The sequence below is a fragment of the Rhodoferax sp. genome (assembly GCF_034519335.1).
Lineage (GTDB): Bacteria > Pseudomonadota > Gammaproteobacteria > Burkholderiales > Burkholderiaceae_C > Allorhodoferax.
This window is the reverse complement of sequence record NZ_JAXHOL010000024.1, coordinates 37,415-55,624: the sequence shown is the minus strand read 5'-3', so window position 1 is coordinate 55,624 and position 18,210 is coordinate 37,415. Positions and strand designations below refer to the sequence as shown.

The following is an 18,210-nucleotide window of genomic DNA, read 5'->3' as shown; positions in this document are numbered from 1 at the left end:
TGGCATGTGGGTCGGTCGTTAAAAAAATCAAAATTTTTAAAAAAAGACCTAAATAACCCCCTAAATCTGCCGTTAAGAAACGTACGTCAACTCCTAAAAGTAACCGGAGGGGCCCAAAGGCCTACCCAAAATGCAACTGCCGTCCATTGATCGAAACCCAAATGTGCGCCCCTCCGGCGCAGATTTGGCTTCGTCTGGGGCAAATAGGGTTATCCCAGTTGCTCCGGTCAACCCTGTAGCGAGCGCCAGTCCGTCGGTCGAGCCCTCCCCCGGAGTCATCGACATGGTGAACCCCGCACTCAAGAGTCCGGAAGGCCAGCCACCCCGGGTTGTGGTGCCCGATCCCACAGAGCGCGGAGCAGAGGCGGCCACGGCCCCCAAAGACTGGACGATCCATCGCCCAGAACCGGAAAAAGTGGAAGACCCTCCGCCCAAGCCGATCTCCCAAGTGCTGCTGGATCACCTGAAGACCATGTGGACCGCCAGCGCCAGTGCCATCCAGATTGAGCAGGTCAAGATCCAGCTCACCCCACCGCAGCCCCTGAGCCCCGCTGAGGTGCCGGGCCAGCTGGCCAAGGAAGTGCTGGTCTACACACCCAGCAAGATCAAGAAGACCGAAAACATTTAAAGTGTGACCCCACGCTCCGCCGCTGCGCGGGTCGGAGCCTCCCCCGAGGGGGTGAGTTTCCCTTGAGGCGGCCCCACTGAAAATTGCTTGGCCGGATTGCCTTGCTCTACCATGGCGGCCATGCATACCACCGCACTCGTCCTTTTCTCCGGCGGCCAGGACTCCACCACCTGTCTTGCCCATGCCTTGTCGCGCTACGAGCGTGTCGAAACCATTGCCTTTGACTACCGCCAGCGCCACAGCGTGGAGTTGGATGCCCGCCTGAACGTGCTACGCGAAATCCGAGCGCACTTTCCGCAATGGGCTGCCAAGCTGGGCGAAGACCACTTGCTGGACTTGGCGGTGTTGGGCGAAGTGAGCGAGACCTCACTCACGCGTGACACGGCTTTCCAGATGGAGGCCAGCGGCCTGCCCAATACCTTTGTGCCGGGCCGCAACCTGCTGTTCATGACGCTGGCCGCTGCCTTGGCCTACCGGCGCGGGCTGCAAGTCATCGTGACGGGTGTGTGCGAAACCGATTTTTCGGGTTACCCCGATTGCCGGGACGACACCATGAAAGCCTTGCAACTGGCCTTGTCGCTGGGCATGGACAAGCGGTTTTTGATCGAAACTCCGTTGATGTGGATCGACAAAGCCCAGACCTGGGAGCTGGCCCATGCGCTGGGCGAGCAGTCGGGCGTGCCCGGAGGCGGCGAGGCGCTGGTGGATCTGGTGGTGGAGCACACCCACACTTGCTACCTGGGCGACCGCACGCACCGCCAGGCCTGGGGCTACGGCTGCGGCAGTTGCCCGGCCTGCGAGCTGCGCGCCAAGGGTTATGCGCGGTTTTCGGACAAGGTAAACAAAGCGCCTTCGCCCTGACGGGGCGTGAGCACCCATTGGCGGCTGTGGAAAGCCGCCACCCCCGGCCTGTGCGCGATGGACACCAAGCCACCACCGCGCTGCATCACCAAGTCGCTCAAGCGCTGGTACAGCGTGTGTTCTGCCGCCTCGTCCAGCGCGCTGGTGGCTTCGTCGGCAAAAATCCATTGGGGTTGCTTCAGCAGCACACGCGCAATCGCCAAGCGCTGCTGTTCGCCGCCAGACAGTTTTTGGCTCCAGGCATCTACCCTGTCCAGATCGTCTACCAAGCCGGGCAGCAGTGCGTCGCGCAGCGCCTGCTGCAGCTGGGCATCGGTGTATGCCGTGGTGGCCTGGGGGTAGGCCAGGGCCTCGCGCAGCGGGCCATTGGGAAAATAGGGTCGTTGCGGGATGAACATGGTGTCGGTGGGCAGCTGCACCGCGCCGCTGGCAAAGGGCCAAATACCCGCCAGCGTGCGAAACAGACTGGACTTGCCGCTGCCCGACGGGCCCTGCAGCAAGATGCGGTCGCCCGGCTGGGCCTGCAGCTGTGTGGGGGCCAGTAGCAGCGTGCCATTAGGCAGTGCGACAGAGATATCCGATCCGCTCAAGGTGTCGGATGATGCTATGTTTTTAGGAGCTGTTCGCGCAGTATTCACGGGGCCTAGAGCCTTAAATGATGCCTCAAAGCTGGTCAGGCGATCGGTGGTGGCGCGCCAGGTAGCCAAGGTGCTGTAGTTGTCGACAAACCAGCTCAAGGCGCCTTGCACTTGGCCAAAGGCGCTGGAGATTTGCATCAGCTCGCCCAGTTGGATGGCCCCGCTGAAAAAACGCGGTGCGGCGACCACGAACGGAAACACCACCGCGGCCTGGCCAAAGAAGCTGGTGAACCAGATCAGGCTTTTCTGTGCCTTGATGAGGGCCAGGTAGTTGTCCAGCACCTTGCCGAATCGGTCCCCGAGCTGTTGCCTTGCTACGGTCTCACCACGGTCCAGCGCAATGGATTCGCTGTACTCACGCACCCGGATCATGGTGTGGCGAAAGTCCGCCTCCACACGCTGTTGGGCAAAGTTCAGCGGAATCTGCTTGCGGCCAATGTAGTGGGTGATGACGCTGCCCGCAACGCAGTAGAGCACTGCCATCCACACCATGAAGCCGGGGATGTTGTAGTCGTTACCCCCCACGTTGAAGGCAAAGCCACCTGACAGGCCCCACAAGATGCCCACAAAGCTGGCCAGCGTGACCACGGCGTTGAGCAGTCCCATGGTGAGCGAGATGGTGTAGCTGGTGAATTGGTTGATGTCTTCCTGGATACGCTGGTCCGGGTTGTCGGGGTTGGCATCGCTGTGGGCGGCACTGGTGAAGCGGGCGAGCTCCAGCCGGTAAAACGCCTGGCCGCTGAGCCAGCGCTGCAGGTAGTGCGCCGTCATCCAACTGCGCCAGCGCATTTCCAGCAGCTGCGTCAGGTAAAACTTGTAGACCGCAATGACGATGAACGCAAACGCGAGGTAGGTGAAGCGCCCCAATTGGGCCCAAAACACGCCGGCATTTTTCTCTTGTAGCGCGTCGTAGAACAGCTTGTTCCAGTCGTTGAACAGCACGGCCATGTAGACCAGGCCCAGGTTCAGTGCCACGATGGCGGCCAGCATGCCGCGGGCCTTCCATTTGTCCTCGGAGTGAAAGTAGGGTTGGGTCAGCGCCCACACGCGGCGCGCAAACTGCCCAAACGCGCGGAGCTTGTCGCCCACGGTTGCCACAAAAGCCATGTCCGTCATCCTTATTTGAAATGGCAGCGGCCCACAGCCCTGCGCAGGGGCCATGGTAGCGGCTGCAAACCGCTTCTTGCACTAACGGTGGGAGGGTGGGGCGATGTCGCGTTGCAACACTGCGGGTTGGGACGCTCGCACCTGCTCCGCGGTACGGTCGTATCCATCACGGGCCAAGCGGCGCCACATCTTCGCGTTGTCTGACAGCTGGCGGTCACGCTGCAATGGCTCAGCCGGGCTGATGTTTTCTGCAGCAGAGGCAGAAGGAGCGCGGGCGGATTTAAACCAAGACATCAAGCGCCTAGCTTAGGCACACGCCTTGGCCTTGTCAGCCAGTTTTACATTGGTTTACCAAAGCTTTTCGGGCTGTTGCCTTAGTTGCGCACACCGCTGGCCACATGGCCTGCCGGTACGTGGCGGGCCGCAGATTCGATGTGGCCGGTCTGGTCGTCAAAGAAAAAGTCAGGTTCGAACTCGCGCAGGAACTCGCCCTTGTCCAACCCGCCCAGGAACATGGCTTCGTCCACTTCGATGTTCCAGTCCATCAGCGTGCGGATGGCGCGCTCATGCGCCGGCGCGCTGCGTGCGGTGACCAGCGAGGTGCGGATGCGCATGTGCGGAATGGCCGCCTGCTGCATGCGGTGCAGCGCCACCAGCAGGGGCTTGAAGGGGCCGTCGGGCAGGGGCTGGGCAACCTTGTCCATTTCGTGTTTTTGAAACGCCGACAAGCCGCCGCTCTGGTAAATCTGCTCGGCCTCGTCGCTGAATAACACTGCGTCGCCGTCGAAGGCGATGCGCACTTCGGAGGGGTGGGCATCGCTGGCGTGTGCGCTGTGCGGGTACACCTGCGCGGCGGGCACGCCAGCGGCCAGTGCCGCGCGCACATCGCTCAGGTGGGTGCTTAAAAACAGGTTGGCGTGCAGCGGTTTGAGGTAGCGCCAGGGCGCCTCGCCGCGTGTGAACGAGCAGCGGATGATGGGCAGTGCGTAGTGTGCTGCGCTGCGCATGACGCGCAGGCCACTGACCGGGTCGTTGCGCGAGAGGATGACCACCTCGACGCGCTGGGTTTGTGCATCATTGAAGGCCAGCAGCTTTTGCACCAGCGAAAACGCCACGCCGGGCTTGGCTGGTATATCGAGCCGGTCGCGCTGCAGTTGCATGTAGGCGCGGTCGTCGCCTTGTTCAAAGATCTGGTTTTCTTCTTCAAAGTCGAAGAGTGCGCGGCTGGAAATGGCAACGACCAGTTTGCCGTCGAGGGTGAGTGCCATGGTTTGTTACTTCACTAATTGATTCAATTGGATGATCGGCATCAGCACGGCCAGCACGATCAGCATGACCACCACGCCCATGGCCACGATCAGCAGCGGCTCCAGCAGGGTGGCCAGTTGCAGGGCGCGGCGTTGCACTTCGTTGCGCAGTTGCAGTGCGGCGCGGTCCAGCATATGGGGCAAGCGCCCGGTCTGTTCACCCAACCGGGCGAACATGGCCAGCAGCGGCGGAAAGCGTTTTTCGTGCGCCAGTGCACTGGCCAGTGGCGCGCCTTCGCGCACCAAGGTCAGTGCCTGCAGGGCATCGGCGCGCATGGCACGGTTGGACAGGGTCTCGGCCGCAGCTTGTAGCGCTTTGAGGATGGGTACTCCGGCCGCAGCCAGCATAGCCAGCGTACTGGCAAAGCGCGCGGCGTTGTAGCCCCGGGCCAGCCGACCCAGGATCGGCAGACGCAGCCAGGCGGCATCCACTTTTAGGCGAAAAGCGACTCCAGACCAAGCTATTCTTGCGCCAATAGCTATCAAAAAAATAGCAATCAGCGCTGCCCAACCATACGAGCGCACCGCAGCGCTGATGCCAAGCATGATGCGCGTGAGTAAGGGCAGTGCCTGTTTGGAGCCCGCAAATACCCCCGCCACCTGCGGCACCACATAGGCCAGCAAAAACAGCACGATGGCCAGCGCCACCACGCTCACCACCGCTGGGTATAGCGCTGCGCCCAGCAGCTTGGACTGCAGGGCATGTTGCTCTTCCAGCTCATCAGCGAGGCGCTCCAGCACCAAGCCGAGCTGGCCGCTGTGTTCGCCTGCGCTAATCACGCCCACATAAATCTCGGAGAACTCGCGTGGGTGTTGGGCCAAGGCTGCACCCAGGCTGGTACCGCCGTTCACTTCGGCGCGGATGGTGGCCACCACATCACGCTGGGCGGGGGTCTCGGCTTCTTCGGTGAGTGAACTGAGTGCGCGCTCCAGCGGTAGCCCGGCCGACACCAAGCCGGCAAGCTGGCGCGTCCACACGGCGCGCTGGGTGCTGCTGAAAGCCCGGCTGCCGCGGCGCACCGAAGTGCCGGAGCTGGGCGTGGTGCTGAGTTCCTGCACGCTCAGGGGCACCAGCTGCTGCTGGCGCAGCTGGCTACGCGCGGCGCGCGGCGCATCGGCCTCCAGCACGCCGCTGCGGGTTTTACCGTCGGCGTCCAAGGCTGAATACGTGTAGGCGGGCATGGCGCAATGGTAGCGGCAGCGGGGTGCGCGGGTTTTCCACCATGACAAGAAACATGCGGACCCGTAAGCTCTGACAAAAGCACGATCGTGCTATTTGAGTTTCACCCACCGACACAAACCGTGGGCCGCAGCTCGCCCGCGACAGCGCCCCCACCCCAGAGGTCGCACCGGTATCCACCTTGACATCCCTTCAACCCCATCGACCCTGAGAGGTCCCGAGGAGACACACATGAAGAGAATCGTGACGGGCTGGCTGGCGGCGTGCGCGCTGGCCATCGGCCTTTTTCCCGCAGCAGCGTTTGCTGCCGGCTACACCCAGACCAAGTACCCCATCGTGCTGGTGCACGGCTTGTTTGGCTTTGACAACATTGGCCCCGTGGAATATTTCTACGGCATCCCATCGGCCCTGCGCGCAGACGGCGCCAAGGTCTATGTGGTGCAAGTGGCAGCTGCCAACAGCACCGAAGTGCGCGGCGAGCAGTTGTTGACGCAGGTGAAACAGATCTTGGCGGCCACGGGCGCCAGCAAAGTTAACCTGATGGGCCACAGCCATGGCGGTCCGACCACACGCTATGTGGCCTCGGTGCGACCCGATCTGGTGGCCTCAGTCACCTCCATCGGTGGGGTTAACAAAGGCTCTACCGTGGCCGATGTGCTGCTGGGTGTAGCGCCCGCAGGCACCTTTAGCAACACGGTGCTGGTGTCCATCACCAACGGTTTGGGCACCATCATCAACTTCCTGTCGGGGGGGGGCGGTCTCACCCAGAACTCCCTGGCTGCGGCGCAGTCGCTCAGCACTGCGGGCAGTAAAAATTTCAATGCGGCCCACCCGCAGGGCGTGCCAACCAGTGCCTGCGGCGAGGGTGCCTACAACGTGAACGGGGTCGCCTATTACTCCTGGAGTGGTGCCAAGCCCTATACCAATCTGCTGGATATCGCCGACCCCGCGTTGGCGCTGACCTCGCTGGCCTTCTTGGGGGCCAAAAACGATGGTCTGGTGAGCAGTTGCTCGTCACGCCTGGGCAAGGTGATTCGGGATGACTATGCGATCAACCACCTGGACGAAGTGAACCAGACGGTGGGCTTGACCAACCTGTTTGAGACCAGTCCGGTCACGCTGTTTCGCCAACAGGCCAACCGCCTGAAGAACGCGGGACTCTGAGCCTTGCTGCCATCGATACGAAGCCCGGCAGGGTTGCGCCTGCTAGGCGGGTTGGTGGTGGTGGCAGCCGTGGGGTGGTGGGCTTTTTTGCCCACCTCTGACGCTGTGGTTCTGCTGCCTGTGCCGGTCGAAAATTCTTCTGCAGGTCCTGCCGCGTCTCTGCACGGCACGGTGCCCGACGGTGCGGCCAGCCTGCGCGGCTTCAACGCCTTGCCTGGTGCGAGCAGTGGTGGTCTGGCCTATGGCGCCTTGCGTCGTTTGTTTGACTACTACCTGAGCACGGTGGGCGAGTTGCCGGTGGAGGGGATTGCACAGCAAATCCGTAGCGAGCTGGACAAATCCCTGGCTCCGGAGCAAGCCGAGGCAGCCAAGCGTTTGCTGCTGCGGTATATGGATTTCAAACGCGAGTTGTTTGCGCTGGAGCAGCAGTTTGCCAAGCAAGCTGCGGGACCACACAGCCTGCGCCAACGCTTTGAAGGCATGCAAGCCCTGCGCGCGCGTTTTTTCAATGCAGAAGAAGAACATGCGATGTTCGGGCTGGAGGATGCGGCTGATCTGGATGCACTGGCCCGCCTGGAGATTGCCAACAACCCGGCGCTGGATTCCGTACAGAAGAAAGCTCAGCTGGCGGCGGTTGATGCGGCCATGCCACCTGCTTTGCGCGCAGACCGTGATGCGCCGCGCGCCCTGATTCATCTCGAAGAAAAAGCCCAGACCTTGCGTGCCCAAGGTGGCAGTGAAGACGACGTTTACCGCCTGCGTGCCCAGGCGCTGGACGCTTCCGCGGCTGCACGTTTGGCCGAGGTGGACCGCGAGGAGCTTGCTTGGAAGGCGCGTATAGACCGTTATGTGGCTGAGCGCACACAGGTGCTCAAGACGCTGGAAAATGCCCCGGCGTCGGAGCGCGCGGCGGCTTTGGAGCGCATCCAGCAAGACCAATTCTCGGAGCTGGAGCGCAAACGGCTGGTGGCGTACGAACCCTGACATAAAAAAGCCTCCGCAGCGGCTACGCTGGGGAGGCTGACAGGGAAGCGCTTGGTGCTTAGTTGGTCCGTGTAGCGGGGTAGAGGTTAGGGAACAGTTCGTTGAGTTTGCGGCCTGCGCCGGATGCAAATTCGTCGGTGCCCAAGTCCTTGCCGGCCACGATGTCGCCAGTGCGTTGTGCCTCGGCCAGTTCTGCGCGTACTTGTTCACGGGTCTTGCCTGCCACTGCAGGTTTTGCAGGGTAAGCAGCTGGGTTCAACTCGTTGAGCTTGCGGCCGGCACCGGATGCAAATTCATCGGTGCCCATGTCTTTGCTGGCAGCGATGTCACCGGTGCGTTGTGCCTCGGCCAACTCGGCGCGCACTTGTTCGCGGGTCTTGCCTGCCACTGCGGTTTTTGCGGGGTAAGCAGCTGGGTTCAACTCGTTGAGCTTGCGGCCTGCGCCGGATGCAAATTCGTCGGAGCCCATGTCTTTGCTGGCAGCGATGTCACCGGTGCGTTGTGCCTCAGCCAACTCGGCGCGCACTTGTTCGCGGGTCTTGCCAACGTCAGCGGCTTGGGCGTGGCCAGTGACCAATGCTGCGACGGCCAAAGCGATAGATGCGGTTGCGTATTTCATGATTCAAATCCTTCTCTTGGTGATTGATTCCGTTCTCAGGACACAGCGTCCTGCCAACGGTATCGAGGGGGCGTTTCAGGTTCGTCTCATCGATGGGTTGGACTTTAGAGAAGGCTGTGCATTTAAAAAATACCTCGTCAAGCAGTGGTGCATTACGCCGTTTGAAATAATCCAGCTCTTGATTTGAGAAGAAAGAACTCCATGGATCGATTGACGTCAATGCGGGTATTCCAGAAGGTGATTGACGAGGGGGGATTTGCGGCTGCAGCCCGCGCGCTGGACATGTCTTCCGCGGGAGTGACGCGACAAATTGCAGACCTGGAGGACTACCTTGGTACCCGGCTCTTGCACCGTACTACGCGGCGTGTGTCTCTCAGTCCGGCGGGTGAAACCTATTTGGGGCGGGTGCGTGCCATCTTGCAAGACATTGACGAGGCCCACGAAGTGGCCAGTTCGCAAACCCAGGGCTTGCGTGGCGAGCTGCGGGTGTTGGCGCCTCCGGTGCTGGCGACCCATGTGCTAGCACCATTGCTCGCCGGGTTTGGCACCGAGTACCCGCACATCACCCTGAACATCGATGTGGAGTCGTTTCGCGAACCGCAGATTGAGGACTACGACGTCACCCTGCTGCCCACCGAAGGTTTTTTTGATGCGGATGTGATTGCCCGCAAGGTGTCCACCACCCAGGCGGTGCTAGTGGCGTCCCCTGATTACCTCCAGCGCAAGGGCGCGCCCAAAGAACCGAAGGAACTGCTTGAGCACGACATCTTGCGGCTGAAAACGCCGAGTGCGGTGTTTGGCCAATGGCGCTTGTTGAACGCAGAGCAGAACGACGCTCCCAGCGACTTCGAGGTCAAACCCAAACTCTGGGCCAACCATACCGACACCTTGCTCAAGGCCGCCATTGACGGTGCAGGCATCACGTCGGCGGCAGTCGACTTGGTTGCGCCTTTGCTCAACCGTGGTGCCCTGGTGCGTGTTTTGTCGCCGTGGATTGCGGGGCGCCTTACGCTCTACGCTGCCTTGCCCAGCCGCAAGTTCATTCCGGAGCGCACGCGGGTGTTTCTGGAGTACCTGACCGAGCAAACCCGCATGCAGTCTGATGCAGCCATGCGGGCCTGCACACACTGCTAGGGTGAGCGGGATCTGCTAGTCCCGCACCACACGCACCAGCTCTTCTCGGCTGGTCAAGCCGCTGTGCACCAGGCGTTCACCATCGTCACGCAGCGCCACCATGCCATCCGCCAAGCCCGCTGTGCGAATCTCGGCTTCAGATGCGTTGTGGTGCACCAGCTCGGCAATCGCATCGGTCACGCGCAGCAGCTCAAAAACTCCCGTGCGTCCGCTGTAGCCGGTGTGGCCACAAACCTCGCAACCTTGACCGCTGCAGCGTGTGCACAGCTTGCGCACCAAGCGTTGGGCCAACACGCCGCGCAAGGAGGAGCTCAGCAGAAACGGCTCAACGCCCATGTCAGTGAGTCGCGTCACTGCGCTAGCCGCATCGTTGGTGTGCAGGGTGGCGAGCACCAGATGCCCGGTCAGGGACGCCTGAATGGCAATCTGCGCCGTTTCAAAGTCGCGGATTTCGCCGATCATGATCACATCGGGGTCTTGCCGCAGGATGGCGCGCAGGGCTTTGGCAAATGTCAGGTCGATTTTGGGGTTGACTTGGGTCTGGCCCACCCCGGGTAGCTCGTACTCGATCGGGTCTTCCACCGTCATGATGTTCTGGCGCGCTGCATCCAGCCTGGAGAGCGAGGCATACAGCGTGGTGGTCTTGCCCGACCCGGTGGGCCCGGTGACCAGGATGATGCCGTGCGGCTGAGCGATGAGGTCTTCGAAGCGCTGCAGCACCGTGCCCTGCATGCCCACGGATTCGAGACTGCGCTGGTCCTGGCTCTTGTCCAAGAGGCGCAGCACGGCGCGCTCGCCATGCGCGCTGGGCAGCGTGCTGACCCGCACGTCCACCGCACGGGTGCCAATGCGAAGGCTGATGCGTCCGTCCTGTGGCAGGCGCTTCTCCGAGATATCCAAGTCGGCCATGATCTTCAGGCGCGAGATCAGCGCCGCGTGCAGCGCGCGGTGCGCCTGCACCACTTCGCGCAGTGTTCCATCCACCCGAAAGCGCACGCTGCTGTGGCGCTCATAGGGTTCGATGTGGATGTCGCTGGCGCCATCGCGCGCCGCTTGGGTTAGCAGTGCATTGAGCATGCGGATGATGGGTGCATCGTCCGCGGTTTCCAGCAGGTCCTCCACCGCGGGCAGCTCTTGCATCATGCGACTGAAATCGGCTTCGCCCTGCACTTCGTTCATCACCGTGGCCGCGCTGGATTCACCCTGCGCATACGCCGCACTGATGCGCTGCGTGAGAGTGGCAGCCTCCTGCGTTTGGACGCTCTGCACGCTGTGTTTGCGCATAACCTCGCCGATGGCGGTGGGCGCGGTGGCCTCGTGCACCCACAGTGTCAGTACCTGGCCGCTGTCTTCCAGCAAGAGCTGCTGGCTGCGTGCAAACGCGTAAGGCAGGGGGTAACGCATGGGTTACTGCGCAGCGGGTGCGGCAGCGGGAACAGGTGCCGCCGCGGGCGGGCTGGCCGGGCGCACCGGGGCGGGGGGCAAGGCCGGCAAAACAGGGGCTTCGTTGATCGGTACCAAGCTGCTGGGGGGGGGCTGGCCAGCCTGTTGGCCGCTGCGCATTTGTTCGTAGCGGTCATTGGATAGCGCCTGGGTGGCATTGGCGTCGCGCACCACCACCGGCCGCAAGAACACCATCAGGTTGGTCTTCTTGCGGCTGCGGGCCTCGCTCTTGAACAGATTGCCAAAAAACGGCACATCACCCAGGCCGGGCACCTTCTCCTGGTTGCCCGCAAACTCGTCCTGCAGCAGGCCGCCCAGTACCACCACCGCACCATCTTCCACCAACACATTCGACTCGATGGTGCGTTTGTTGGTGGTGGGGCCGTTGGTGGCGTTGGCGGTGGATGCCAGAACGCTGGATACCTCCTGAAAGATGGTCAGCTTGACCGTACCGTTCTCGCTGATCTGCGGCTTCACTTTGAGGGTCAGGCCCACATCCTTGCGCTCAATGGTCTGGAAGGGGTTGACCGTGCCCGTGCTGGCACCGGTGTTGGTGAACTGCCCGGTCACAAAGGGCACGTTCTGCCCGATGACGATCTTGGCCTCCTCGTTGTCCAGTGTCAGCAGGTTGGGCGTGGAGAGCACATTGCCGCTGCCCGACTCTTCCAGAAAACGCGCCAAAAAGCCCAGCACGTAGACGCCATTGGTCTTGGTAGCGGCACCCAGGTTAAAACCGCGCGATGGTGACACCGTACCGGCAGCACCCTGCGTGGCGAGGTTGATGATGTTTTTACCCGCACTGCCAAAGTTGGTGCCCAGGAGGCCAATCACTCCGTCCCCCGCATTGCCCAGCGCTCCTTGCCATTGGATGCCGAACTCGGCCGCCTTGTCGGCACTGACCTCGGCAATCAGGCTTTCCACAAACACTTGGGCGCGGCGGGCATCCAGTTTGTCAATGACAGCACGGAGCTGGCGGTATTGCGGTTCGCTGGCGGTGATGATGAGCGAGTTGGTGGTCGGGTCGGCCTGGATCTGGCCACCCGTGCTGGGCTGGGTGGCTGCTGCGGCTGCGGTGGTTGCAGCCGGTGCGGCGGCGGCTTGGCTGCTGCCACGGGTGTCGGCGCTGATGGCAGCGCGCAGGGTGGTGGCCAGCTGGGTGGCGTTGGCGTTTTTGAGGTAGACGACGTAGATGTTGCCCGCCGCACCGTTGCTGGTGTTGGCGCTGGGTTGGTCCAGCCGCTGGATGAGCGAGCGGGCCAGCGCCAGCCGTGCCTGGTTGGCCGCCCGCACGATGAGGGCGTTGGAGCGCGGCTCTACCAGGATGGTGGTCTTGTAACTGGCATCGGCCTGGCCGCCAGGGGCGCTGCCGCCCGAGGTCTCCAGCAACCGTGTGGCAAGCTGGGCCAAGTCCGAGGCAATGGCGTGCTGCAGCGGAATGATCTCCAAGTCGGTGGCGTTGGGTACGTCCAGCGCCTGCACGATGCGCGCGATGCGGCGCAGGTTGTCGGCGTAGTCAGTAATCACCAGCGAGTTGTTGCCGGGGTTGACGTTGATGACGTTGTTGGGCGTGATCAGCGGGCGCAGCACGGGCACCAGGTTGCTGGCGTTCTCGTGCGCGATCTTGAAAATCTGGGTCTGAATCTGGCCCGTGGTGACCGGCCCCTTGTTGCTGTCGTCCACCGACACCGCGGTGCCTTGCAATTTGGCATCGGCCTCCGGCACCACCTTGTCCAGCCCATCCACTTGCACCACAGTAAAACCCTGCATGCGCAAGGTGGTGAGGAACAGGTAGTAGGCCCGCGCTGGCGAGGCCGGGCTCTCGGTCACCAGAGTCATGGTGCCCTTGACGCGGGGGTCCACCACCACATTGCGCCCGGTCACCGTGGCCATGGTGCGGGCCACAGCCTCGATCTCGGCGTTGTTGAAGTTCAGGGTGACAGGCTCGGCGCGCTTGGGTGCGTTGGTTTGCGCCCAGACTTTAGTGCCAAAAAGGCCTGCAGAGCCCATGGATATTGCGCAAGCAGCTATCAAATACATAGTATTTGACAGGCGCCCTAGGGGCCGGGTGACAGGTATGGTTGGCATGCGTTAACCCACTTGGATGACGGAGCGCGCGCCATCGCGCCGTCCAATGATATTGAGCAAATTGGCTAGTGCCTCTTCGCGGCCTGCCGCTGCGCTGGCAAAGCCCGCAAATTGCAGGCGTCCAGATGTCATGCGACCGCTGCCTTGCAGCTGCAAGGCGCCTTCCAGTGTCTGCAACTCGAGTGTGGGCTCGGCTCCGCCTTGCATGCGCAGCTGGTAGCTGCCAATGGGGCGCAGGGTCGACAGGCTGGTGGATATGTCCAGGGCCTGCAGCTGCAGTTGGCCTTGCAAGTTCAGGCGTCCCGGTGCCATGGAAATGCTCAGGCCTTTGGTAGATAGCGCCAATGTGCCTTGCAGCTGTAGTGTGTTCCATGGCGTGCCCAGGCCCGCCAGTACAGTGCTGGGCAGGCGCAGGGCTTGTAGCGGGTTGCGGTCTTGCGCCTTGACCAGCAGGCCGCTGCTTTGGGGCCGCAGCATCCAGTCCCAGCTGCCGCTGAGGCAGCAGGGGGCCTGCAGCTGCACGTGCAGGCCCAGCCAGCTTGGCTGCAGTTGCCAGGCCAGGCGGCCAGGCAGGGCACTGCGCGGGGCTTGGGCATCGTCAGTACCCAAGGACAGCTGCGCACTGCCGTCCCAAATGGTGCCCTGGGCATGGTGCAGCTGCACGCGCTGCGCGGTGGCCAGGGCCAGACCCCAAGCCAGCCAGTGCGCCGGTGCGGCCAGAACCAGCACCAGTGCCAAGCCAAGGCTTGTGCCCACCAGTGCCCAGCCCCACGGGGCGCGCGGCGGGGTAGTGGGGCGTTGTGTCCGCCGTGTCATGCGGGTCCCAACAGCAGGCGCACCGTGCCGCTCCAGCCTTGGGGGCTGCGTTGCAACTGCGCTTCGTGGGGCACCAGGCGTGCGCTGGTGCGGGTGCGCGCCAACCACTGGGCCAAGGCCTCGGGACTGGCCTGGCGCAGGGTCACGGTGGCCACATTGCCCTGCACTTGCAAGCTGCCCTGGGCGCCCAGTACTTCGGCTACTGCGCGTTGCAGGGCCTGTTGTCTGCCCAGGGAATCCAATGCGGGCAGTGCTTGCAGGCCTCGGGCCTGGGCCTGGAGTTGCAGCATGCGCTGGTGTTGCACATCGAGCGCGCTGCGCTGGGCCTCAAAGCTGCCCACGGTACGCCATGCCGGCGCCAGCAACTGGGTCCACACCAGCGCACCCCCTACCAAAAAGGCAGCGGCGAGTAGCAGGCGCTGTTCCCGTGGCGGGCGCTGGGCCCACCAGCGGGCTGCGGCGGAGGGTGGGGAGCTGGTGCGTGCCATGGGTGTTGTTCAGGGGGCTGCGGCGCGCAGGCGCAGGCGAGTGCCTTCGGCTTGCAGGGTGTAGCCCAGGTCGGCGAGTTGGCGGCGCAGTGCCTCCACCGGCTCGGGGCTTAACGGAAGCGGTTCGATGCGCAGTTCGCCTGCTACAAATTCCATAGCTGTTTGCGCAGAGTTCGTGTGCATCAGGGGCTCAAAGTTCTCAGATCCACCCAGTGCCGCGAGCAGACTTTCCAGATCGTTGCGGGACGCGGTGCCGCCCGACTGGCGCAGGCTGGCCACGGCACGCTCCATTTGTAGCGGAGCGTCAATCACCACGGTAGTGGCTGGAAAGGTGCTTTGCAGCACGCTGTGTATCGCAGCGCGGCGCTGGGCCAGCTGTTGCTGTGCCCACCAGGCATAACCCTGCAATCCCACCAGCTGCACCAGCACCAAGGCCAAGGCCGCCCAACGCGCGGGGCGCCATGCAGGGGCTTGCCACAGGGTGTGCAGCGCCAGTTGCACGCTGCCCCAGCCTGGGTGGCTGGGCGTGAGTTCGCCCTGCGCCAGGTTCCAGGGGCTGTGGCTCGCATCGAGCAGGCGCTGGGCGCGGGGCTGCACCTGTATTTCGCGTTGCAGGCTGTGTTCTGCATTGGCGGCCAGGGGGGCTTCGGCCCACACCGGGCCTTGGGTGTGTCGTGTGGGCAAGGCCAGTGGGCTATGGCCGTCCCAGGGGCGGCGGTGTACGCCTTGCGCATCCGTCCACACCCACTGGGCATCGTGGTCGTTCCCGGTGCACCACAGCGCGCTGGTTTCCTCCGTCGGGGCCCATTCGGGCACCACAGACTGAACGCGGTAGCCGGCCTGGGCCAGCGTGGCCATATGCGTGCGCAGCCACTGTCGCTGGCACACGGCGACCCAAAGAGGCGCTCCATCTCGGGCGTCTGGCGGCAGGGCGAAATGCAGCTGCGCAGGTTCGTCCAGCAGCTGGTCTTCAAGTAGCCCTTCGAGGATGGTGCGCAGCCGGGCAGCGCCACCTGTACGCCAGCCGGTGCGCAGCGTGCCTGCTGGCAATTGCACACGGTGCCACGACAGGGCCGATGCGGGTACGATGACCACGGTGTCGGCGGCACCACTCCGCTGCGCCACGGCGGGCAATTCCGGCAGGCTCAGGTATTCAGTGGGGTGCAGGCCGTCGCTACTGCGCACGCTCTCCCACATGCCTTCGGCCTGCACGCTGGTGCCGGCGGGCATCTCTTGCAGCAAGGGGAGCAACACGGCGTGGCGGGTCATGGGGATACAAACATCCTGGGGAGGGCGGCGGTGAGTGGGGTGCGCTTCATTGTACGGACGCCCCCTGTGGTATCTCGCGTGTCGTCCACAGCGCTTTGACTTGCAGGCCCTCGCGCAGCATGCGTGTGCGTTCCTGGCTCAGCACGCTGCCCAAGCGCAGGCGCACCCGCACTTCAAAATAACGCGATCCCACGCTGTGCATGCCATCGTTCAGGCTCAGCCCGGCAATACCCGAGGCTTGCACCACATCGGCCAGGGATCGGAAGTGGTTTTGCGCCCGGCCCTGTGCCAGACGCTGTGCAAGCGCAAGGTCCAGCCCGGGTAGGCAGGCATGCAGCACCAAGGGAGATGCGGTGTTGAGATTGACCGGTGTGCGCTCGGGCAGCACTACCACATGGTCGTGCAAGCGCGAGATGGTGGCGGGCGACACGCCCAGCCAGCCCAATTGCTCTGTGCTGCGCGGCAGCAGCGGGTGGGGGGCGTTGCCTGCAGGCCCGGTGCTTGGTGCCTCTGGCGCAGCCAATGCGATCTGCAGCTGTGCCACCAGCACCATCAGCTCGTCCGCGGGCAACTGCAGGGCTTCAAACAGGCGCCCAAAGGCCAGCAGGGTGGGGGCATGCACGCGGCCGTCCTGCACCAGGTTGAGCACATTGAGGCGCGACTGCAGGTCGGTAATTTGCCCCGAGAGGTAGGCGCCCTGCAGGTGCTCGCTCATGGCTTCGGTGGTATTGCCCAAAAAGCTGGAGATTTGTGCTTCCTGCAGGGTTACCGCCCACGGTTCGCCCAGGTGGTCCACCGTCGTGTTGCGCGCGTCTTCGCGCAGGATCAGGCGGGCCCAGTCGGCCGCCCCCTGAAGCAGCCAGCGCGACTGTGCATGTGCGCGCTCGGCCGTCTCCACCTCAATGGCCCGCCATTGTTGCCAGAGCGCTGCTGCGCTCAAGGTGGCCACCAGCGTGACCAGCAACATGGCGGTGAGGATGGCGGCGCCTCGCTGATGCCTCATGGCGAGGCGCCTGCTGTGTGGTTACGGGCCCAGTCGCGCACCAGTGTGCCTGGCAAGGGGTGGGTGGTGGGCAGTGTCAGTACCAGGCGTATGCCTTCGGGCAGGCTGGTGTTGGCCTCGACGCCGGGGCCAGTGCCCGCGCTGGAGAGTGGGTTGCTCCAGGCGCCTGTGCGGTAGTAAAACAGCTGCCACTGTGGCAGGGCCGTGATGCGAATTTCGCGCGTGCGGGTGCTGGTGTCAGCCCCCTGCGCCCAGGCGTTGGCAGCGGTCCAGGCAGTGAGCCAAGCCTCGCGTGTGGCAACGGGAGCGGATTGCCAGCGCAGCCACTGGGACACACCGTCGCGCTCGGCACGCGTCCAGCACACCACCACGGTGCCTTCGTCGCCGGGCAGGCGGCGGGTCAGGCGCAGTGCGCGGCCGTCCCACTCCAGTGTGCGGGTTTGGGGTAATGCCACCAAAGCGTCCAAGTCTGCACCCCATTGGCCCAGCCCGGCCTCCAGGGTGAGCACAGCGTCGGCATGTCGGCGGTTCACCTCCATCGCAGTTTGCATGCCGGCCAGTACGCGCCAGGCCATGCCCGCCATCAGCGCCATCAAGGCCAGCGCTACCAGCAACTCCACCAGGGTGAAGCCAGACTCCTGCACGGCGTGCTGGTGGGGAAGGCGTTGCATGTCAGAGTCGTCCGGCCACGGTGCTGAGTTGTAGCAGGGGCACGCCATCACGCGTCAAGCGGGCTTCTACGCGGCGGAAGTTGGGGTTGGGGGTGGTCTGTACCAAAAGGCGCAGCTCCAGTACGCGCCCTGCTTGTTCGCAGGGGCGCGTGCTGTCACCAACATCGGGCAGTTGCTGGGACAGGCGAACTTGGGCCAGCGCGTTCTCGGCACACAGTTGGGCCAGCAGCCGGTCTGCCTGGCGCTCAGCGTTGCGGGTGAGGGATGAGGTGGCTTGCAAGCCGGCCATGAGTGTGACGGCCACGATGGCCAGTGCCACCAGTACTTCCACCAGCGTAAAGCCTGCCATGCGTTGGTGGTTTGGTTTCATGGTGCGGTGTTCTGCACGGCAAATGGACGAATGCCATCGGTGACCACCCACAGGCTGCGTGCGGGCTGCTCCTGCAACCATAGCCGGACCTGCTGCGCGCCGATCAGGGGCTCGGGTCCCAGCACAAGAGGGGCGTTGCTGTGGGCTTGGGTTTCGGTATGTTCCCAGGCACTGGGCAAGCGGGGCGTCCCCGCGGGCATTCCTTCAAACACAAAGCCATTCGGTGTACTGCGCCATCGCATGGGCACACCGCTGGCGCGGGACTGGGCGCGGCCTGACTCCAGCAGGGCCGCCAATCGCTGGGCCTCGCGGTCCAGGCGGGTGCGTGAGGCATCTTGCAGGCTAAAGGCCACACCTGCAGAGGCGATGGCGACGATAGCCACCACGACGAGCAGTTCGAGCAGGGTAAAGCCTGTGGCGCGCCGTGGCATGGGGTGCGCGGC

The 18,210-nt window shown here is 63.5% G+C and carries 20 protein-coding genes; 6 read left to right on the top strand and 14 right to left on the bottom strand.

Translation table 11 applies throughout. The features are described 5' to 3' along the window. Nucleotides 1-283 precede the first annotated feature (283 nt). Both U5O12_RS10300 and queC read left to right on the top strand, forming a co-directional pair. Nucleotides 284-628 carry a hypothetical protein gene (locus U5O12_RS10300; RefSeq protein WP_322578551.1) on the top strand — a complete coding sequence of 115 codons (345 nt, stop codon included), beginning with the start codon at nucleotides 284-286 and terminating at the stop codon, nucleotides 626-628. Between the two features lie 120 nt (nucleotides 629-748). Beyond that, on the top strand, nucleotides 749-1,489 hold the full coding sequence (queC, locus tag U5O12_RS10295; protein ID WP_322578550.1) for a 7-cyano-7-deazaguanine synthase QueC: 741 nt from the start codon (nucleotides 749-751) through the stop codon (nucleotides 1,487-1,489). Here the strand turns inward: queC and U5O12_RS10290 are convergent. From U5O12_RS10290 to gspF, 4 genes are all read right to left on the bottom strand, one after another. Beyond that, on the bottom strand, nucleotides 1,444-3,234 hold the full coding sequence (locus tag U5O12_RS10290; protein ID WP_322578549.1) for an ABC transporter ATP-binding protein/permease: 1,791 nt from the start codon (nucleotides 3,232-3,234) through the stop codon (nucleotides 1,444-1,446). The genes queC and U5O12_RS10290 overlap by 46 nt on opposite strands. Nucleotides 3,235-3,315: 81 nt before the next feature. Continuing rightward, nucleotides 3,316-3,528: a hypothetical protein gene (locus U5O12_RS10285; RefSeq protein ID WP_322578548.1), complete on the bottom strand. Its 213-nt coding sequence runs from the start codon at nucleotides 3,526-3,528 to the stop codon at nucleotides 3,316-3,318. A gap of 80 nt (nucleotides 3,529-3,608) precedes the next feature. After that, nucleotides 3,609-4,502, bottom strand: a complete 894-nt coding sequence (locus U5O12_RS10280) for a 5'-nucleotidase (RefSeq protein ID WP_322578547.1) — start codon at nucleotides 4,500-4,502, stop codon at nucleotides 3,609-3,611. A gap of 6 nt (nucleotides 4,503-4,508) precedes the next feature. Further along, nucleotides 4,509-5,723 (bottom strand): type II secretion system inner membrane protein GspF, encoded by a 1,215-nt coding sequence (gspF, locus tag U5O12_RS10275; RefSeq protein WP_322578546.1) that lies wholly within the window; start codon nucleotides 5,721-5,723, stop codon nucleotides 4,509-4,511. A gap of 229 nt (nucleotides 5,724-5,952) precedes the next feature. Between gspF and U5O12_RS10270 the strand changes: the two genes are divergently transcribed. Then, nucleotides 5,953-6,885, top strand: coding sequence for a triacylglycerol lipase (locus tag U5O12_RS10270; RefSeq protein WP_322578545.1), 933 nt, complete (start codon nucleotides 5,953-5,955; stop codon nucleotides 6,883-6,885). An 87-nt stretch (nucleotides 6,886-6,972) separates the two neighbouring features. Further along, on the top strand, nucleotides 6,973-7,869 hold the full coding sequence (locus U5O12_RS10265; protein WP_322578544.1) for a lipase secretion chaperone: 897 nt from the start codon (nucleotides 6,973-6,975) through the stop codon (nucleotides 7,867-7,869). 58 nt (nucleotides 7,870-7,927) lie between these two features. Here the strand turns inward: U5O12_RS10265 and U5O12_RS10260 are convergent, their stop codons facing one another. Further along, nucleotides 7,928-8,488 carry a DUF4148 domain-containing protein gene (locus U5O12_RS10260; RefSeq protein ID WP_322578543.1) on the bottom strand — a complete coding sequence of 187 codons (561 nt, stop codon included), beginning with the start codon at nucleotides 8,486-8,488 and terminating at the stop codon, nucleotides 7,928-7,930. On the opposite strand from U5O12_RS10260, the gene U5O12_RS10255 reads away from it, so the two are divergent. Next, entirely contained in the window at nucleotides 8,487-8,675 is a 189-nt protein-coding gene (locus U5O12_RS10255) for a hypothetical protein (protein ID WP_322578542.1), read from the top strand. The genes U5O12_RS10260 and U5O12_RS10255 overlap by 2 nt on opposite strands. A gap of 14 nt (nucleotides 8,676-8,689) precedes the next feature. Next, nucleotides 8,690-9,622, top strand: coding sequence for a LysR family transcriptional regulator (locus U5O12_RS10250; protein WP_322578541.1), 933 nt, complete (start codon nucleotides 8,690-8,692; stop codon nucleotides 9,620-9,622). Nucleotides 9,623-9,637: 15 nt separating this feature from the next. Here the strand turns inward: U5O12_RS10250 and U5O12_RS10245 are convergent, their stop codons facing one another. The 9 genes from U5O12_RS10245 to U5O12_RS10205 form a co-directional block, all read right to left on the bottom strand. Next, nucleotides 9,638-11,026: a GspE/PulE family protein gene (locus tag U5O12_RS10245; protein WP_322578540.1), complete on the bottom strand. Its 1,389-nt coding sequence runs from the start codon at nucleotides 11,024-11,026 to the stop codon at nucleotides 9,638-9,640. A gap of 3 nt (nucleotides 11,027-11,029) precedes the next feature. Beyond that, nucleotides 11,030-13,072 (bottom strand): type II secretion system secretin GspD, encoded by a 2,043-nt coding sequence (gene gspD / locus U5O12_RS10240; protein WP_322578539.1) that lies wholly within the window; start codon nucleotides 13,070-13,072, stop codon nucleotides 11,030-11,032. 81 nt (nucleotides 13,073-13,153) lie between these two features. After that, nucleotides 13,154-13,966: a type II secretion system protein N gene (gene gspN / locus U5O12_RS10235; protein ID WP_322578538.1), complete on the bottom strand. Its 813-nt coding sequence runs from the start codon at nucleotides 13,964-13,966 to the stop codon at nucleotides 13,154-13,156. Continuing rightward, entirely contained in the window at nucleotides 13,963-14,454 is a 492-nt protein-coding gene (gene gspM / locus U5O12_RS10230; protein WP_322578537.1) for a type II secretion system protein GspM, read from the bottom strand. Before gspM ends, gspN begins: the two co-directional genes overlap by 4 nt. Before the next feature lie 9 nt (nucleotides 14,455-14,463). Next, a complete protein-coding gene (gene gspL / locus U5O12_RS10225) occupies nucleotides 14,464-15,723 on the bottom strand; it encodes a type II secretion system protein GspL (protein ID WP_322578536.1) in 1,260 nt (419 codons plus the stop codon). 46 nt (nucleotides 15,724-15,769) lie between these two features. Beyond that, nucleotides 15,770-16,726: a type II secretion system minor pseudopilin GspK gene (gene gspK / locus U5O12_RS10220; RefSeq protein WP_322578535.1), complete on the bottom strand. Its 957-nt coding sequence runs from the start codon at nucleotides 16,724-16,726 to the stop codon at nucleotides 15,770-15,772. Continuing rightward, the gene (locus U5O12_RS10215) at nucleotides 16,723-17,397 is read right to left on the bottom strand and encodes a prepilin-type N-terminal cleavage/methylation domain-containing protein (protein ID WP_322578534.1); all 675 of its coding nucleotides are present in this window, start codon (nucleotides 17,395-17,397) and stop codon (nucleotides 16,723-16,725) included. Before U5O12_RS10215 ends, gspK begins: the two co-directional genes overlap by 4 nt. 1 nt (nucleotide 17,398) lies before the next feature. Continuing rightward, complete coding sequence (gene gspI / locus U5O12_RS10210) at nucleotides 17,399-17,767, bottom strand: type II secretion system minor pseudopilin GspI (protein ID WP_322578533.1); 369 nt, start codon at nucleotides 17,765-17,767, stop codon at nucleotides 17,399-17,401. Beyond that, entirely contained in the window at nucleotides 17,764-18,198 is a 435-nt protein-coding gene (locus U5O12_RS10205) for a pilus assembly FimT family protein (RefSeq protein ID WP_322578532.1), read from the bottom strand. The genes gspI and U5O12_RS10205 overlap by 4 nt, the downstream gene beginning before the upstream one ends. Between the last annotated feature and the right edge of the window lie 12 nt (nucleotides 18,199-18,210).

Coding starts and splice junctions, on each gene's coding strand:
- U5O12_RS10300 (WP_322578551.1), top strand. CDS start 284: ATGGTGAACCCCGCACTCAAGAGTCCGGAAGGCCAGCCACCCCGGGTT.
- queC (WP_322578550.1), top strand. CDS start 749: ATGCATACCACCGCACTCGTCCTTTTCTCCGGCGGCCAGGACTCCACC.
- U5O12_RS10290 (WP_322578549.1), bottom strand. CDS start 3,234: ATGGCTTTTGTGGCAACCGTGGGCGACAAGCTCCGCGCGTTTGGGCAG.
- U5O12_RS10285 (WP_322578548.1), bottom strand. CDS start 3,528: ATGTCTTGGTTTAAATCCGCCCGCGCTCCTTCTGCCTCTGCTGCAGAA.
- U5O12_RS10280 (WP_322578547.1), bottom strand. CDS start 4,502: ATGGCACTCACCCTCGACGGCAAACTGGTCGTTGCCATTTCCAGCCGC.
- gspF (WP_322578546.1), bottom strand. CDS start 5,723: ATGCCCGCCTACACGTATTCAGCCTTGGACGCCGACGGTAAAACCCGC.
- U5O12_RS10270 (WP_322578545.1), top strand. CDS start 5,953: ATGAAGAGAATCGTGACGGGCTGGCTGGCGGCGTGCGCGCTGGCCATC.
- U5O12_RS10255 (WP_322578542.1), top strand. CDS start 8,487: ATGATTCAAATCCTTCTCTTGGTGATTGATTCCGTTCTCAGGACACAG.
- U5O12_RS10260 (WP_322578543.1), bottom strand. CDS start 8,488: ATGAAATACGCAACCGCATCTATCGCTTTGGCCGTCGCAGCATTGGTC.
- U5O12_RS10250 (WP_322578541.1), top strand. CDS start 8,690: ATGGATCGATTGACGTCAATGCGGGTATTCCAGAAGGTGATTGACGAG.
- U5O12_RS10245 (WP_322578540.1), bottom strand. CDS start 11,026: ATGCGTTACCCCCTGCCTTACGCGTTTGCACGCAGCCAGCAGCTCTTG.
- gspD (WP_322578539.1), bottom strand. CDS start 13,072: ATGGGCTCTGCAGGCCTTTTTGGCACTAAAGTCTGGGCGCAAACCAAC.
- gspN (WP_322578538.1), bottom strand. CDS start 13,966: ATGACACGGCGGACACAACGCCCCACTACCCCGCCGCGCGCCCCGTGG.
- gspM (WP_322578537.1), bottom strand. CDS start 14,454: ATGGCACGCACCAGCTCCCCACCCTCCGCCGCAGCCCGCTGGTGGGCC.
- gspL (WP_322578536.1), bottom strand. CDS start 15,723: ATGACCCGCCACGCCGTGTTGCTCCCCTTGCTGCAAGAGATGCCCGCC.
- gspK (WP_322578535.1), bottom strand. CDS start 16,726: ATGAGGCATCAGCGAGGCGCCGCCATCCTCACCGCCATGTTGCTGGTC.
- U5O12_RS10215 (WP_322578534.1), bottom strand. CDS start 17,397: ATGCAACGCCTTCCCCACCAGCACGCCGTGCAGGAGTCTGGCTTCACC.
- gspI (WP_322578533.1), bottom strand. CDS start 17,767: ATGAAACCAAACCACCAACGCATGGCAGGCTTTACGCTGGTGGAAGTA.
- U5O12_RS10205 (WP_322578532.1), bottom strand. CDS start 18,198: ATGCCACGGCGCGCCACAGGCTTTACCCTGCTCGAACTGCTCGTCGTG.